Consider the following 15,620-nt stretch of genomic DNA (forward strand, 5'->3'; position numbering starts at 1 on the left):
ATTCGTTTTTTAAGCTCATCAGTTAAGATTATAGGCTTGGGTTTCAAACAATGTCTATTAATTGCCTTCTGTTGAGCGTGTTCTGGAATATAACTACCAGCTGTACTTCCTCTACTTGGCGTGTTTCTTTTTAACTCTCTTGATACTGTACTTTTATTGACACCAATAATTATTGCTATTTGTGTAATAGTAATTCCTGTCTCTAATAATGCAGAGATTTGATACCTTTGTGACAAGGTCAATTGTTTATAATGTTTCATTCAAAACGAATATAAATATTGAGCCTAAAATAGATGGGGCTAGCCCCATCTATTTTAAATATTCGTGTTGCACTTATAACTTGAACTTAGAATGTGTTGAGATTCTTTTCTGATAAGAACTTGAATTTTACACCATCATATCGCGCTATATATTCATTTTTTCCTTCTACAGCTTGATTATCAAAATAGGCAATCACGTCGTAACCTTTGGCTACATAGTCTTTTTGAGTGTTATAATTTGCTGTTTGTGATGACGCGATTAGCATTCCGAAGAAAAAAATCACAGATAGTGCTTGTGTTTTCATTTAGAGGTAGTCGATAAAAAATGCAGATAATTACAAGACCATGAGATTGCAACCTCTAATATCACTCGAGTCAAACCTGCCAATAATTTCAAAAGTAGAATTGTCATGAACACGACCTAAATCTTGTGTGGCTATAAAAGAGCACGAATTAATATTAGCTAAATCAATAACGTTTATTCCACCAGTTTTTTTTGTCTTTTGGAGAGTGAGTGCATCCTCAGGATCGCGGGTTAAAATTCGCATCCAATTGGGATATCTAAAGATACCATTACCTAGAGAATAAGCTTGGCTTAATAACTCGGTCATGCCATATTCGCTATGAATTTTTGAGACTCCAAAGCCTGATTTTAAAATAGAATGTAGTTCTTCTCTCACCATTTCTTTTCGGCGACCTTTCATACCGCCAGTTTCCATTACAATCGTATTTTTTAAATTGAATTGATGCAGTTCTACTAGATCTAAAAGCGCAAATGACACGCCAATAAGCATGACTTTTTTTCCTTCGGAATCTAAACTGATTAGTTTCTCTTTTAGCTCAGTGATGTTATCGAGATAAAACCCGCTTTCAGGATGTTGCGAATTTTTAATCATATCATTAACCATATAGACTAATGAGGAGCCTTTCCGCTCTAAATAATTGGGTAATAAAGCGAGAACAACGTAGTCATTAATATTTCCGTAGAAAATCTCAAAACCTTTTTTAAAGCTCTTTTTGTAAAGACTTAAGTCGGTTACGTAATGCTTACTGGTAATTGATCCTGTAGTCCCGCTGCTTGAAAATGTGTCTTCAATTGGAGCATTAGAACTCAATACGTGATGACTTTTAAAAAACTGAATGGGTAAAAAAGGGATCTCTTCAATTTGCTTTACATCACTAGGATGTTTATATAATAAATCACAAAACGAGCGATACACGGGATTGTTTTCAAACTGAAATTTGAAGACCTCCAATGCCAATGTATTAAATTCATCTTCCGAAGACATTGAAAATATAGCGTTTGTGTTTATCATAGATACAAAAATAAAAAAAGCGTTGCCCATAAGGCAACGCTTTTTAATACTTTATTTTAAAAAGGATTACTTAATCACTAACTTCTTAGTAACTGAGGCATCATTTTGAGAAATTTTAACAATGTAAATACCAGCGTTTAATGCAGATACATTAACACGGTTGTTAGTTAACGTTTCATTGATAACTTGTTTTCCTAAGATATCATAAACCGACACTGTAATAGCGTTATCAGTCGTTCCAACGATATTTACAAATCCTGTAGATGTTGGGTTTGGATATACTGAGAACGAAGTCGCATTAAAATCATCAACAGATAAGAGTTGTACACTAAAATCATCAGCATCTCTTGCAGTTAAATAATATGTATTATCTTGTAATCTTTCGCTAACGATTCCAACGATATCTGTAGCCACTGTTGGTACATTTGCTCCTATATAATCTACATTAAAGAAAGAGGTTCTAAAATTAAAGGCATCTGCGCCTTGAGCTAACCCGTACACAGTTCCATTAGAAAAAGTAGCTTCAACACTGTCATCCATTAATACAGCTGTAACTTCTACTAATTCAGACTCATATTGCTCAGGATTTGCAGTTAGCATAGCTAAAGTTACTGCTTGAGGTGTTATTGTATTACCTGTAGATGAAGCTACACCAGGGTCGCCAGCAGGTACAAATTGAGTCATTCCATCAAATCCTCCTAAAGTTCCAGTAATACCAGTGATACCATCTCCAATTGCATAAGTAGTATTGATGATTCCTGAATTGTCATCTATTAAGATAGCGCCAGTTGCATCTTCAATATACTTTTGACCTCTAAATGACTGTTGGTACGTTAATAAAGCTTCACCAGTTAGTTCATAAACTTCACCAACAGTTCCAGCTCTCAATTCTGCAATCGTTGCAACAGCATTTGATGATAACACACTAAAAGAAACCATGTCTTCATCAACTAATCCTCCATTTACAAGTTGAACGGTAATAGCATACGTTTGACCATCAACAGTTGTTACTGCAAAAGGACTAGTAACGTTAGTTGTTGTGTTACCATTAACTATGATATCTATTGATTCACCACCACTTAAATTCGTTGTTGAGAATTCTACATCTACAGATGTTGTTCCAGGAGCTATTTCAGCCCCATTTGAAGGTGACGTTATTGTTATTGAAGGTTGTGCAACAAATCCATTAACAACTCTAATATTGTCAAAAGCGATATCTTCATCACCAGAATTTAAACTCATTTCAATTCTAAACGTAATTGAAGAATTTCCAGAAAGTATGATATTTTCAACATATTCAGTAAAAGTAGATGTGATTTCTGCACCATCTCCAGTACCATCAAAATCTGTATCTAGTCTTGGTGCGCTATTTGATCCAGCAGCTTCACTTCTAATCCAAATTAAATTTTGGTCTGCACCACCATCCAACGAATAAGTAATGTTTACATAATCAGCGTCATCCCAATCTTGATTAGTACCATCGTCATCTTCAGCAAGTAAAATTGCAAAATCAACATTTGATAGACCAGTAACGTCAATAGCAATTGTTGAAACTGAAAGAGGCAACGTAGCGCCTTCTCCGTCTAAATCCTGTCCAGCGAAGATAAAAGCACCATCAACACCGTTTACTTCGTAAGACGCATTTATGTCGCTTCCATCTGTTCTTAAGAAGAAATCATTAAAACCATCAGAAAACTCTGCTTCTGAAGTTGTGTAATTAGTTCCATTTGTGTTTGTTTCAAAGCTTTCAGTATATAAAGTAGTTTGCCCAAAGGAAGCAAAACCAATTAAAGCAGTTAAACATAAAAAGTAAAGTTTTTTCATAATTATTTAGTTTTAAATTGTTTTAAAAAAATGCAAACAAATATAGGTAGAATTTGAGGTTTAAACGAATAAATTAAGAGCTATATAGCTATTTAACAATAGCGTAACATGGGTATTAAAAAGTAACTCAGTTTCAGTTGATAACAAAAAATGAAGTTAACTTAACGTTATCAATTTGGGTGTTCGTAATTATTTTTGTTATTAATCCTATCTTTACAACGCTAAGCGTTTCAATTTTGAAAAAATGAAAAAAAAGGATATTAAAATTTTATTAGTAGACGATGAACCAGATATTTTAGAAATTGTTGGTTATAATTTGACGTCTGAAGGCTATCAGGTATTAACAGCAGAAAATGGTGCTGATGGTGTCAAAAAAGCTAAGAAAGAAAAACCTCAACTTATTATTCTGGATGTTATGATGCCAGAAATGGATGGTATTGAAGCTTGTGAGCAAATTAGAAAGATTCCAGAATTGAGCGACACAATCATCACATTTTTGACAGCTAGAGGAGAGGATTATTCTCAAATGGCTGGTTTTGATGCTGGTGCAGACGACTACATAACAAAACCAATAAAACCAAAAGTCTTGGTAAGTAAGGTTAAAGCCTTGTTGAGACGATTAAAAGAGGATGATAAAGTTCAAGAAATTTTAAAAATCGGAAATTTAGTAATCAATAGAGAAGAATATAAAATTACTATAAAAGGAAAAGAACTCTTACTGCCAAGAAAAGAGTTTGAATTGCTATCTTTGTTAGCTACTAAGCCAAATAAAGTGTTTAAACGTGAAGAGATACTTGATAAGGTTTGGGGTAATGAGGTTATTGTTGGTGGACGTACAATTGATGTTCACATTAGAAAACTTCGTGAAAAAATTGGAGATGAAAAGTTTAAAACCATAAAAGGGGTGGGCTATAAGTTTGTTGACTAATGCAAAATAAATTAAAGAAAACGTACAAGTTTGCCTTAAAGACATCCTTGTACATTACGATATATTTGACACTCCTATCGAGTGTCTTTTTGTATATACTACATTCTATAGATGTTGTTTATTTACTTTCATTTGCAATCTTTACTTATATTATTTCTTTCATAGTCATTCAATATAGAGTGGAACGTTTTATTTACAGACGGGTAAAAAAAATATATGACGATTTAACGCTATTAGAGTCCGCATCTTTGCGTAAACAACCTATCACTACAGATATGGCGACGCTTACACAGGAAATAGATAAATATGCAAAAGACAAAAAACTCGAAATAGAAACGCTTATCGTGAGAGAAGAGTATCGTAAAGAGTTTTTAGGCAATGTATCTCATGAATTAAAAACACCTCTATTTACGGTTCAAGGGTATCTCGAAACACTTTTAGATGGCGCCTTACATGATGAAAAAGTCAACGAGAAATATTTAATAAGAGCCAATAAAGGTCTAGAACGACTTATCTATATTGTGCAAGATTTAGATATGATTACCAAGTTAGAAGTTGGAGATTTACAGCTTAATATCATGGAGTTTGATATTGTTGAACTCATAGAAAGTGTCTTTGACCTTTTAGAGATGAAAGCTGCAAAGAAAAAGATCTCTTTGATTTTTGATATCGATTATAATGAGCCTATTATGGTTACAGCAGATAAAGAGCGAATTCAACAAGTGCTTTCTAATCTTATTGTCAATTCTATAAAATATGGTGAAGACAAAGGAACAACCGAAGTTAGCATCGAAAACCTTATAAAAAATAAGGTTATAGTGAGAGTTACAGATAATGGTGAAGGTATTTCTAAAGCTAATCTTCCACGGTTGTTTGAACGCTTCTATCGCGTTGATAAAAGTGGTTCTAGAAAAGTAGGTGGATCTGGTTTAGGTCTGTCAATTGTAAAGCATATTATAGAAGCTCACGATGAGAAAATTTATGTAGAAAGTGAATTAGGTGTTGGGAGTGAGTTTTCATTTACCCTTGAAAAGACTAAATAATTTCTTGAAGTTTACCTCATAATCCATAGCGCTCAATCCTTTAAAACTAGAAATATCGTCTAATTTTTCTATTGTAAAGTCATCTTGTTTAGAACTAGCAACTAGACCTTGCTCTGTCAAACGCTCAGCAAGATATTCTTGTTCATATTGACCTGGAGTAGGAATGAAGAACGCGCTTTTATTGAGCTTAGTCAAATCCATGAGTGTTGTATAACCAGATCTCGAGACAATTAAACGACTTTCGTTTAACGCATTTTCTAATTCTGAACTCGTCATATAATTGTAAATAATTAGGTTTTTTTCTTCGGAAACATGCTGTTCATTTTCAATAATGCCTTTGATAAAAAGTACTTTTCCATTATAGGTTTTAAAATCTGTTAACAGTTTGTTTTCTATCAATGTACGTTGAGGTTCTGGCCCAGAAAGCAGTACCATCACGTCATATTTTAAAGGAAGTTCCTTTTTTTTAAACCGACTCAAAGGACCAATATATTTTAGCGGGATATCATGTGCAGGTGTATGACCTAATTTCCCACTAAGATTAATATCACCAAGGTTGTCAGGTACCCAACATTCATGAAACCGCTTTATAATGTTTTGATGCAATTTCGTGCTCAGCCATGTGGTGCTGCCACTTAAAACTTGAAGTTGATGTGTTATAAAAACACAAGGCAACTTTTTATGATGAACACCTAAACGATTATCAGAAATGATACCATCAATTTTATAATCCTCTATAATAGAGGCAATAGCTTTTTTTTCATTTTTTATCGCTTTAGCCATCTTTGGAGAGCTTTGCAACATTTTTAGTCTAAAATGTTTTCCATTTTTGGGATACCTTATGTTGTATGACGGGAGTTCTATAGATTGAAGATCAGGAAATTCTTTCCGTAGTAATAACAATGCAATGCCATCACTCGCAATAACGGGTTCAAATTGCTGCTCTTGTAAGGCTTTAATAATTGGAATACATCGCGCAGCATGGCCTAATCCCCAATTTAATGGCGCAATAAGTATTCGTTTCTTGAGCTGAACTTGCATGCGTTTAGTTTGTTTCAGTATTGTAGTCTCATGTATTTTAATGAGTCTGTTTTTAAAAATAAAGATAAGCTTAAAATGTTTCCTTAATTTTACCACATCAATAAGTAAAAATAATATATTGTTAAATATAGGCAGTGGGAAGTAAAAATAAACTCAAACGATTTAAAGAAAATGAAACATTCTCTAATGTGTTTCAGCCAATGAGAGAAGAATTAGTCGATTCACAATATGAATTTAAAGGGGAGTGGAATGCTTCGGTTTTTAAAAACGATAATCCTTTAATATTAGAATTGGGTTGTGGGCGTGGAGAATATACGGTAGAATTAGCGAAGAAATTTCCGAATAAGAACTTTATTGGTATCGACATTAAAGGAGCTCGGTTTTGGAGAGGCGCTAAAACGGCAATAGAAGATCATATTCCTAATGTTGCCTTTATTCGCACACAAATTGAATTAGTGGACCACGTATTTGCAGAGAATGAAGTCGATGAAATTTGGATTACCTTTCCAGATCCTCAAATAAAATATAAGCGTACTAAACATAGAATGACCAATTCACAATTTTTAAAACGCTACAAAACCATTTTAAAACCAGAAGGTGTTGTAAATTTAAAAACCGATAGTGAATTTATGCATGGGTATACGCTGGGATTACTTCAAGGTGAAGGTCATGAGGTGCTATATGCAAATCATAATGTCTATAAACAGGAAGGAAGCCCAGAAGAAGTAACGAGTATTCAAACCTACTATGAATCTCAGTATTTAGAACAAAACAAACCAATTACGTATATTCGGTTTAAAATTAAATAGAATTGAATATTACTGTCATTTTTTTTCTAGGATTAATTATAGCACTTGTTGGTGTTGTTCCTCCTGGTCTATTAAATATGACAGCAGCAAAAGTAAGTCTTAAAGAGGGTTATAGCAGAGGTGTTATTTTTTCATTAGGCGTTTGTTTTATCGTGTTTTTACAAACTTATATTGCCGCTATGTTTGCTCGTTATTTGAGCAGCCACCCAAATACAGTTGAGATTTTAAGACAGGTGGCATTTGTTATTTTTGTACTTATTACAATTTATTTTCTTTTTGTTGCTAAGTCAAATCCTAAACCAGACGTAGAATCACATGCCAAAAGTAAGCCTAGTCGTTTTTTACAAGGCATGTTTTTGTCGGCAATAAACGTATTTCCAATACCATATCAAGCCTACATGACAATTACTATTACAGGTTTTGGATGGTTTTCTTTTGACACAACAAACATAGTGTCATATTGCTCGGGAGCAGCAACAGGAACTTTCGTGATGCTGTATGTTTATATTTTCTTTTTTGACAAGATAAAAAACAAGAGTTTGACTTCTCAAAAAAATATGAACTACATCATTGGAGCAATAACTGGTATTGTTGCTGGAGTAACATTGATCAATATCATAATGGGTACGTAATGAAATTGGAGACCCTGAATTTTTTTGATCGCGTTTATGAAGTGGCGAAATTAATTCCCTTCGGAAAAGTAACAAGCTATGGCGCAATAGCTAATTATTTAGGAGCTAAACGAAGTGCCAGAATGGTTGGGTATGCAATGAATGGCTCACACGGAAAAGATGTTCCTGCACATCGCGTCGTAAACAGAAAAGGACTACTCACAGGAAAGCATCATTTTGATGGAACCAATCTTATGCAGCAACTTCTAGAGAGCGAAGGAATTGTTGTGATAGACAATCAAATCCAAAATCTTGAAAAGGTATTTTGGGATCCGATGAAGGAGTTGTAGTTTCATATAAATTACATTTTGAAGTACCATTTAAATCTCAAATTACGTCATAAGAAATAGCAATCCGAACACTATAAATTTAAAGCTTTATTAAGTATCTTTGCATTTAGAATGATTCTGAATAAATTAATTCTAGAATATAATAATTGCCGTAAAACGAGCATGTAAAAAGAGTTGTTATTCAAGGGACTGATTAATAGCAAAGCATGTGACCGTTTAAAAACAATAGATATAAGCACATGAAGTTAAATAAACAAGATATATTTAAAGCGCTTGAAAGTATTTCTGCACCTGGTGAAGGGCAAAATATGGTTGAAAGTGGAGCCGTAACTAACATTGTAACATTTGCAGATGAGGTTATTGTTGATATTACAATAACAAACCCAAGCTTACAAGCCAAAAAGAAAACTGAAGTTGAAATCATGCAAACCATTCACAAAATGGTGTATGAAAAGGCTAAAATAAAAGTAAATGTAAAAGTAGATGCGCCAACAAAATCTGCTCCCAATGTGATTAAGGGAAAACAAATTCCTGGAATTAAAAACATAATTGCTGTAGCCTCAGGAAAAGGAGGTGTAGGTAAATCTACAGTGACTGCAAATCTAGCTGTTACTCTAGCCAAAATGGGTTTTAAAGTTGGAATTTTAGATGCAGATATTTATGGCCCATCAATGCCAATAATGTTTGATGTAGAATTAGAAAGACCTAAAGCAGTTACTATTGACGGCAAGTCAAAAATGAGTCCAGTAGAAAACTACGGTGTTAAAATTTTATCCATTGGCTTTTTTACTAAACCAGATCAAGCAGTAGTTTGGCGTGGACCGATGGCAGCTAAAGCATTAAATCAAATGATTTTTGATGCCGCTTGGGGAGAACTCGATTTTATGCTATTAGATTTGCCTCCAGGAACTGGGGATATTCATTTAAGTATCATGCAATCACTCCCAATAACAGGAGCTGTTGTGGTTAGTACACCTCAAAATGTTGCCCTTGCAGATGCTAAAAAAGGAGTTGCGATGTTTCAACAAGAAAGTATCAATGTACCCGTTTTAGGTATTATTGAGAATATGGCCTATTTTATACCAGAGGAACTTCCTGATAACAAATATTATATTTTTGGAAAAGAAGGTGCAAAAAATCTTGCAGAAGACTTAGGTATTCCATTCTTAGGAGAACTACCTCTGGTACAAAGCATAAGAGAAGCTGCAGATGCAGGAAGACCAGCAGCATTACAAACAGCTACAGAATTAGAACGAGCATTTGAAAAACTGACCCGAAATGTAGTAGAAGAGGTTGTAAAACGCAATGATAATTTACCAGCAACAGAGGCTATTAAAATAACGACGATGGCTGGTTGTTCAGCAGTAAATAAAAAATAGATGAGTACAGAAGAGCTTAGAATAAATGTCGAAAAAGCATTAGATGAAATACGTCCTTTTTTACAAAGTGATGGAGGTGATATTTCATTATTATCAATAGAAAATGATACGCTGGTTAAAGTCCAATTACAAGGAGCTTGTGTGGGTTGTAGTGTAAATCAAATGACACTTAAATCTGGTGTAGAAATGACTATAAAAAAGTATGCACCTCAAATTGAACATGTTATTAATATTGAAGCTTAGAATGACATTTGTCATAGATTTATAAAGCGTTCTAGATTAATTTTACTTTCCAGAAATTAGAATTCATGATTACAACAGATATACTCATAATAGGAGCAGGGCCAACAGGACTATTTACTGTTTTTGAAGCTGGTCTACTTAAACTAAAGTGTCATTTAATTGATGCTTTACCTCAAGCTGGTGGACAATGTTCAGAAATATATCCTAAAAAGCCTATTTACGATATTCCTGCATATCCAGAAATTTTAGCGGGTGATTTAACTGATAAATTATTGGAACAGTGCAAGCAATTTAAGCCAGGATTTACTTTGGGTGAGCGTGCAGAAACAATAGAAAAACAAGAGGACGGTACCTTTATTGTCACTACAAACAAAGGAACTAAACACCAAGCTCTAGTTGTGGCAATTGCTGGTGGCTTAGGAAGTTTTGAGCCTCGTAAACCTTTAATTCATAATATTGCTGAGTTTGAGGATTTAGGCGTAGAATATATTATTAAAGATCCTGAGGTTTACAGAGACAAGAAAGTGGTTATTGCAGGTGGAGGAGATTCTGCATTAGATTGGAGTATTTTTTTAAGTGACGTGGCGAGTGAGGTTACTTTAATTCATAGACGTAGCGAATTCCGTGGGCATTTAGATTCCGTAGAAAAAGTACAAGAATTAAAAAATCAAGGTAAAATAAATTTAGTTACACCTGCTGAGGTGATCGGTATCGTTGGAGATGAAAAAGTAAAAGCTGTTGTTGTAAAACAAGCACAACATATTGAAAAAGAGTTTGAGATAGACTGTGATCATTTTATCCCACTTTTTGGGTTATCACCAAAACTAGGTCCAATTGGAGATTGGGGATTGGAGATTGAAAAAAATGCAATAAAAGTAGATAACGCTTTAGATTATCAAACCAATATTCCGGGTGTTTTTGCTATAGGAGATGTGAATACATATCCTGGAAAATTAAAATTAATTTTATGTGGTTTCCATGAAGCAACATTAATGTGTCAGGCAGCATATAAAATCATCAACCCAGGAAAACGTTATGTATTAAAATATACAACAGTTGCTGGAGTAGACGGATTTGATGGGACACGAAAAGAAGCACCTAAAGCAGTTGTAAAAACAATTGATTAACCTATAAGCTTTTCAAAACCTGATAGGTTTCATATCACATAACTTTGGAACAAGACATAAACATCAAAATAATAGATAGAGAAGGAGTGACTCATGAGGTTTTAGCACCTACAGATATGGCTATGAACCTAATGGAAGTTGTTCGCTCTTACGAGTTAGCTCCAGAAGGGACCATTGGTATTTGTGGAGGTATGGCAATGTGCGCCTCTTGTCAATGTTATGTGTTAAGTGAAACGGAATTACCAGAAATGCAAGATGACGAAGAAGCGATGCTTAGCGAGGCCTTTTATGTTAAAGATAATTCGCGTTTGGGCTGTCAAATTCAGATGAGGCCAGAAATGGAAGGTTTAGAAGTTGAACTGGCTCCAGAATCTTAACAAATTCCTGCAAAGGCAGTAGCCTCTTAGTAAATTAGAAATAACAGTTGGTAGAAGACGCCAACGTTAACGGAGATTTATTATTTAGTCTTGTCTTGATTCTATAAAGTTCACAGCTTTCAAAAATCTATTGCTTTTATGTAATAATGGTCCTTTGTCATCCACCACAATATACGTAAGGAAACAAATTGATCTTTAGAGGCATGTATAACGTTTTTTTAAAATATACGGATTATAATTAACCTAATTATAATTATGTTCGTTTAAATAGTTAATCCAATTCTCTTTTTTGTATCAATAGACATGCCAATGGTTTCAATATTCTTGACAGGATTGTCGGCATAATATTTAGCAATAACCTCATGGTCTTTTCTGCAAGGAATACATTCTATATATCAAAAATCTAGTAGATACAGCTTGCCTTTTTTAAGCTTTAGTTTTTTTGTTTAAAAGGTGTAAACAGATAATCTGGAATTATTACTGCCGCCGCACTGTTTTTAACACCTTTAGCAACTATAAGTGCCGTTTGTATTTGCGCTGTAAATTCAGTTTTATAAATCTATGAAGTCATCCCTTGAAATTGATTATTAAGACTAGTAATTAAGTAGGAGTAGTTATAACCAAGAGTTACACGTTGCGTAGAATACAAAATGCTTCCCGATTAAGAAAAGCATTTTTTGAATTTTTATATCATCACGAAACGATTATTCAAAGTTAAATTAACGTCTACGAGATTTGTTTTAATAGCGATTAGGCCTTAATTAAAAGCATTTAGACCAGTAATATCTAATCCTGTTATCAATAAATGAATATCGTGTGTACCTTCATAAGTGACAACACTTTCTAAGTTCATCATATGTCTCATAATAGAATATTCTCCACTAATTCCCATACCTCCTAACATTTGTCTTGAGTCACGAGCAATTTTTAAAGCCATATCCACATTATTACGTTTTGCCATAGAAATTTGAGCAGATGTTGCTGTTCCATTTTCTCGCATCACACCAAGTCTCCAGGCTAATAATTGTGCTTTAGTGATTTCGGTGATCATTTCAGCCAGTTTCTTCTGTTGCAATTGAAACTGTCCAATTGGTTTGCCAAATTGGATGCGTTCTTTACTATATCTTAGTGCTGTATCGTAACAATCCATTGCAGCACCAATTACTCCCCAAGCAATACCAAAACGAGCAGAATCCAAGCAGCCTAATGGCGCTCCTAATCCTGATTTGTTTGGTAATAAGTTTTCTTTAGGCACCTTAACGTTATCAAAAATTAGCTCACCAGTAGAGGATGCTCTAAGTGACCATTTGTTATGAGTTTCAGGCGTTGAGAATCCTTCCATGCCACGTTCTACAAGAAGACCATGAATACGTCCTTCTTCATTTTTTGCCCAAACGACAGCGACTTGACAAAAAGGAGAATTTGAAATCCACATTTTAGCGCCATTTAAAAGATAATGGTCGCCCATATCTTTAAAATTTGTGGTCATGCCACCAGGATTACTTCCGTGATCGGGTTCTGTTAAACCAAAAGATCCCATCCATTCTCCACTAGCTAGTTTTGGTAAATATTTTTGACGTTGTTCTTCATTTCCATATTTCCAAATAGGATACATGACCAATGATGACTGCACAGATGCGGTACTTCGCACTCCAGAATCTCCACGCTCTATTTCTTGCATAATTAAGCCATAAGAAATTTGGTCTAGTCCAGCGCCACCATATTGTTCAGGAATGTATGGGCCAAAAGCTCCAATTTCTGCCAATCCGCTAATTATAGATTTTGGAAATTCTGCTTTTTGCGCAGCTTCTTCAATTATTGGTGAGACATCACGCTTAACCCATTTTCTGGCAGCATCACGTATTAATTTATGTTCTTCTGTAAGTAATTCGTCAAGATTATAATAATCAGGAGCTTCGAATAAATCTGGTTTCATCTGATAGTGTTTAATTTAAGTGAGTGTAAGGCAAACTTCGCATAAATGCTTATTTTATAATCTCCACAAATCACTTTATTTTATGCATTAAAAATTGAGAAGCAAAGATAACGAAAAGGTTTGCAGTGAGCAATTACATTTTTAAATAAAAATATCTAGTTAACTTAATATAATTTTCGGTGTATTGATGACGTGAGGTTTCAATAATTAATTCTGAACTCTCAATATTTGATTGTAAGAAAGAAAACTCTATAAGACTTCTTTTTATATCTGCGGAAGGATTGCCTCTAACGTGCAAAACACGCTTAGTGAAAAGATTAAACTGCTTGGCAAGAGTAATGAATTTTTCCTCTTCAGAAAACGGAATAACAACCGAAAACAAGCCGTTTTTTGAAAGTAAAGTAGTTATGCTCTCCAGTAAGTGCTCAAAAGGCATGGCGTCTTGAAATCGAGCTAGGTCACGTTGAGCGTTTTCAGTTTTAAATGTTTCAGAATAGAAAGGAGGGTTACAAATAATTAAATCATATGTATCATCAATTTCTTCGGCAAATTCATCTAGTGATGCATGATAACAAAACAAACGATCATTCCAAGGAGACTGCTCAAAATTATCGACACATTGTTCATAAGCTTTATCGTCAATTTCGAGTGCTTCGATCACTTGAGCATCACAACGCTGTGCAAGCATTAATGATAAAACACCTGTGCCAGCACCAATATCTAAAATTGAAAATGGATGACTTTCAATTGAAGACCATGCACCCAATAATACACCATCTGTACCAATTTTCATAGCACATTGGTCTTGATTAACTGAGAATTCTTTAAACTGAAAAGGCTTATTCATAGGAGTGAAAGTTCTCCCTTTTGGGAAGGATTTAGGATGGGATTATTCTTCTAAGTATAAATCAATCAATCCTTCAGGAGTATCTACAAAAATTATTTTGTTCTTTTTATCCACTTTTGAAATAAAGGCATCATTCATAGGAATTAAAATTTCGATGCCATCTCTGTCAATTTCAAAAAGCGATTGTGCCGTTGCGTCATTAATAGAGGTTATAACACCTACGTGACCAAAATTCTTATCTTCAACTTTAAATCCGATAATTTCATGAAAGTAAAACTTATCATCTTCTAATTTTGGTAAAAACTCAAGTGGTAAATATAAGCCGCTTTTCATTAGCGAATCGGCGTCTTCTTCGGTATCTACATCTTCAAACTTGATACGTAATAATTCAGATTTGTGCAGTTGCGAAGATTCTATAAAAAAAGGGAGTAGTTTATCACGAAGCTCTATAAACACGGAGTCCATATTTTCATAAAGAGCTGGTTCGTCAGTATCTAATTTGACTAATAGCTCGCCTTTAAAACTATATTTCTTTACAATTTTTCCTAAAAAAAAGCAGTCGGTTTTTTGCATCTAAAATGTGATTTTATAAGTCTAAGGTTTGAAAATTAGTTGTTTAATAAACTAAAAAACTCCGATACATCGTATCGGAGTTTAAAAGTATAAAAAATAATTTTTTATTTTTCTGTGTCAGCTGCTTCTGTATCAGTTGCCTCTGTGTCAGTTGCTGCCGTATCCTCTGTTACTGCCTCTTCTGTAGCTTCAACTTCTGTAGCTTCAACTTCTTCAGTCGCTTCTGTGTTTTCAGGAGTTTCTGGAGTTGCCTCTTCTTCAACTTCTGGAGTAGCTGCGGCTATTCTAGCGTCGTTAACTGCTTTTTCTGCTGCTAGTGCATCAGCTTTTGCTTTAGCTTGAGCATCAGATAAACCAGCTTCTTTAGCTTGTACTGTTCCTGCTTTCTCTTGTAACCAGGCGTTGAACTTTTCCTCAGCTTGATCTGCAGTTATAGCACCTTTAGCTACACCACCAGCTAAATGGTTTTTTAGCATTGCACCTTTATATGATAAAATTGCTCGTGCAGTGTCAGTTGGTTGTGCACCATTCTGTAGCCAATGTACTGCTCCATCAACATTTAATTCTATTGTTGCTGGATTAGTGTTTGGATTATAAGCACCTAATTTTTCTAGGTATTTACCATCTCTTTTTGCTCGTGCATCTGCTGCTACGATCCAATAATAAGGTTTCCCTTTTTTACCGTGTCTTTGTAATCTTATTTTTACAGGCATATTTTTAATTAATTTGCGAGGTTCGCGACCTCTATTATTAATGAGGCGCAAAGATAATACAATAATTTAATTCTCAACATTTTATTTCTAATTAAGTAATATTGAAAATTTATCATACTTTTGAAAACTGTAATGTCAATTTTGTATTTGAAATAATTTTTAAAAAGGAAAAGCCTAATTAAATTACAAGAAATCAAATATAAAATGCTGTAATGACGTTATTTATAACCTGTAATAAGCCTC

The 15,620-nt window shown here is 34.2% G+C and carries 18 protein-coding genes; 9 read left to right on the top strand and 9 right to left on the bottom strand.

From position 1 onward, the window contains the following. The 4 genes from H593_RS18485 to H593_RS19870 all read right to left on the bottom strand — a co-directional run. The coding region (locus H593_RS18485; RefSeq protein ID WP_037051525.1) for a helix-turn-helix domain-containing protein at nt 1–260 on the bottom strand (260 nt) is incomplete at its 3' end. Between the two features lie 86 nt (nt 261–346). Continuing rightward, nucleotides 347–565, bottom strand: coding sequence for a hypothetical protein (locus tag H593_RS18490; protein WP_051229619.1), 219 nt, complete (start codon nt 563–565; stop codon nt 347–349). Nucleotides 566–595: 30 nt separating this feature from the next. Then, entirely contained in the window at nt 596–1,576 is a 981-nt protein-coding gene (locus H593_RS0104585; protein WP_028871355.1) for a LuxE/PaaK family acyltransferase, read from the bottom strand. A 66-nt stretch (nt 1,577–1,642) separates the two neighbouring features. Beyond that, nucleotides 1,643–3,400 (bottom strand): T9SS type A sorting domain-containing protein, encoded by a 1,758-nt coding sequence (locus H593_RS19870; protein ID WP_051229620.1) that lies wholly within the window; start codon nt 3,398–3,400, stop codon nt 1,643–1,645. 244 nt (nt 3,401–3,644) lie between these two features. Here H593_RS19870 and H593_RS0104595 point away from each other — a divergent pair, with 244 nt between their 5' ends. After that, nucleotides 3,645–4,328: a response regulator transcription factor gene (locus H593_RS0104595; RefSeq protein ID WP_028871356.1), complete on the top strand. Its 684-nt coding sequence runs from the start codon at nt 3,645–3,647 to the stop codon at nt 4,326–4,328. Next, nucleotides 4,328–5,371 carry a sensor histidine kinase gene (locus H593_RS0104600; protein ID WP_028871357.1) on the top strand — a complete coding sequence of 348 codons (1,044 nt, stop codon included), beginning with the start codon at nt 4,328–4,330 and terminating at the stop codon, nt 5,369–5,371. Before H593_RS0104595 ends, H593_RS0104600 begins: the two co-directional genes overlap by 1 nt. Here H593_RS0104600 and H593_RS0104605 read toward each other — a convergent pair. After that, nucleotides 5,345–6,412, bottom strand: coding sequence for a glycosyltransferase (locus H593_RS0104605; protein WP_028871358.1), 1,068 nt, complete (start codon nt 6,410–6,412; stop codon nt 5,345–5,347). The genes H593_RS0104600 and H593_RS0104605 overlap by 27 nt on opposite strands. Nucleotides 6,413–6,546: 134 nt before the next feature. Between H593_RS0104605 and trmB the strand changes: the two genes are divergently transcribed. The 7 genes from trmB (at nt 6,547) to H593_RS0104640 (ending at nt 11,308) form a co-directional block, all read left to right on the top strand. Next, complete coding sequence (trmB, locus tag H593_RS0104610; protein ID WP_028871359.1) at nt 6,547–7,221, top strand: tRNA (guanosine(46)-N7)-methyltransferase TrmB; 675 nt, start codon at nt 6,547–6,549, stop codon at nt 7,219–7,221. Between the two features lie 2 nt (nt 7,222–7,223). Continuing rightward, on the top strand, nt 7,224–7,853 hold the full coding sequence (locus H593_RS0104615; protein ID WP_028871360.1) for a LysE family transporter: 630 nt from the start codon (nt 7,224–7,226) through the stop codon (nt 7,851–7,853). Continuing rightward, nucleotides 7,853–8,182 (top strand): MGMT family protein, encoded by a 330-nt coding sequence (locus H593_RS0104620; protein WP_028871361.1) that lies wholly within the window; start codon nt 7,853–7,855, stop codon nt 8,180–8,182. Before H593_RS0104615 ends, H593_RS0104620 begins: the two co-directional genes overlap by 1 nt. A gap of 239 nt (nt 8,183–8,421) precedes the next feature. Then, entirely contained in the window at nt 8,422–9,561 is a 1,140-nt protein-coding gene (locus H593_RS0104625) for an Mrp/NBP35 family ATP-binding protein (RefSeq protein WP_028871362.1), read from the top strand. Beyond that, nucleotides 9,562–9,804 carry a NifU family protein gene (locus H593_RS0104630; RefSeq protein ID WP_028871363.1) on the top strand — a complete coding sequence of 81 codons (243 nt, stop codon included), beginning with the start codon at nt 9,562–9,564 and terminating at the stop codon, nt 9,802–9,804. A gap of 65 nt (nt 9,805–9,869) precedes the next feature. Beyond that, entirely contained in the window at nt 9,870–10,931 is a 1,062-nt protein-coding gene (locus H593_RS0104635) for an NAD(P)/FAD-dependent oxidoreductase (RefSeq protein ID WP_028871364.1), read from the top strand. Between the two features lie 44 nt (nt 10,932–10,975). Then, nucleotides 10,976–11,308, top strand: coding sequence for a 2Fe-2S iron-sulfur cluster-binding family protein (locus tag H593_RS0104640; protein WP_028871365.1), 333 nt, complete (start codon nt 10,976–10,978; stop codon nt 11,306–11,308). 757 nt (nt 11,309–12,065) lie between these two features. Here the strand turns inward: H593_RS0104640 and H593_RS0104645 are convergent. From H593_RS0104645 to H593_RS0104660, 4 genes are all read right to left on the bottom strand, one after another. Next, nucleotides 12,066–13,244 carry an acyl-CoA dehydrogenase family protein gene (locus H593_RS0104645; protein WP_028871366.1) on the bottom strand — a complete coding sequence of 393 codons (1,179 nt, stop codon included), beginning with the start codon at nt 13,242–13,244 and terminating at the stop codon, nt 12,066–12,068. A gap of 133 nt (nt 13,245–13,377) precedes the next feature. Further along, complete coding sequence (locus H593_RS0104650) at nt 13,378–14,091, bottom strand: tRNA1(Val) (adenine(37)-N6)-methyltransferase (protein WP_028871367.1); 714 nt, start codon at nt 14,089–14,091, stop codon at nt 13,378–13,380. A 42-nt stretch (nt 14,092–14,133) separates the two neighbouring features. Further along, complete coding sequence (gene rimM, locus H593_RS0104655) at nt 14,134–14,664, bottom strand: ribosome maturation factor RimM (protein ID WP_028871368.1); 531 nt, start codon at nt 14,662–14,664, stop codon at nt 14,134–14,136. Nucleotides 14,665–14,768: 104 nt separating this feature from the next. Continuing rightward, entirely contained in the window at nt 14,769–15,377 is a 609-nt protein-coding gene (locus H593_RS0104660; protein ID WP_028871369.1) for a 30S ribosomal protein S16, read from the bottom strand. Between the last annotated feature and the right edge of the window lie 243 nt (nt 15,378–15,620).

The organism is Psychroserpens burtonensis DSM 12212, assembly GCF_000425305.1.
Classification (GTDB): domain Bacteria; phylum Bacteroidota; class Bacteroidia; order Flavobacteriales; family Flavobacteriaceae; genus Psychroserpens; species Psychroserpens burtonensis.

Bases quoted from the DNA above. Each gene is read 5' to 3' on its own strand.
- rimM (WP_028871368.1), bottom strand. From the start codon at position 14,664: ATGCAAAAAACCGACTGCTTTTTTTTAGGAAAAATTGTAAAGAAATAT.
- H593_RS0104630 (WP_028871363.1), top strand. From the start codon at position 9,562: ATGAGTACAGAAGAGCTTAGAATAAATGTCGAAAAAGCATTAGATGAA.
- H593_RS0104650 (WP_028871367.1), bottom strand. From the start codon at position 14,091: ATGAATAAGCCTTTTCAGTTTAAAGAATTCTCAGTTAATCAAGACCAA.
- H593_RS0104585 (WP_028871355.1), bottom strand. From the start codon at position 1,576: ATGATAAACACAAACGCTATATTTTCAATGTCTTCGGAAGATGAATTT.
- H593_RS0104660 (WP_028871369.1), bottom strand. From the start codon at position 15,377: ATGCCTGTAAAAATAAGATTACAAAGACACGGTAAAAAAGGGAAACCT.
- H593_RS0104605 (WP_028871358.1), bottom strand. From the start codon at position 6,412: ATGCAAGTTCAGCTCAAGAAACGAATACTTATTGCGCCATTAAATTGG.
- H593_RS0104625 (WP_028871362.1), top strand. From the start codon at position 8,422: ATGAAGTTAAATAAACAAGATATATTTAAAGCGCTTGAAAGTATTTCT.
- H593_RS0104620 (WP_028871361.1), top strand. From the start codon at position 7,853: ATGAAATTGGAGACCCTGAATTTTTTTGATCGCGTTTATGAAGTGGCG.
- H593_RS0104645 (WP_028871366.1), bottom strand. From the start codon at position 13,244: ATGAAACCAGATTTATTCGAAGCTCCTGATTATTATAATCTTGACGAA.
- H593_RS19870 (WP_051229620.1), bottom strand. From the start codon at position 3,400: ATGAAAAAACTTTACTTTTTATGTTTAACTGCTTTAATTGGTTTTGCT.
- H593_RS18490 (WP_051229619.1), bottom strand. From the start codon at position 565: ATGAAAACACAAGCACTATCTGTGATTTTTTTCTTCGGAATGCTAATC.
- H593_RS0104595 (WP_028871356.1), top strand. From the start codon at position 3,645: ATGAAAAAAAAGGATATTAAAATTTTATTAGTAGACGATGAACCAGAT.
- H593_RS0104635 (WP_028871364.1), top strand. From the start codon at position 9,870: ATGATTACAACAGATATACTCATAATAGGAGCAGGGCCAACAGGACTA.
- H593_RS0104600 (WP_028871357.1), top strand. From the start codon at position 4,328: ATGCAAAATAAATTAAAGAAAACGTACAAGTTTGCCTTAAAGACATCC.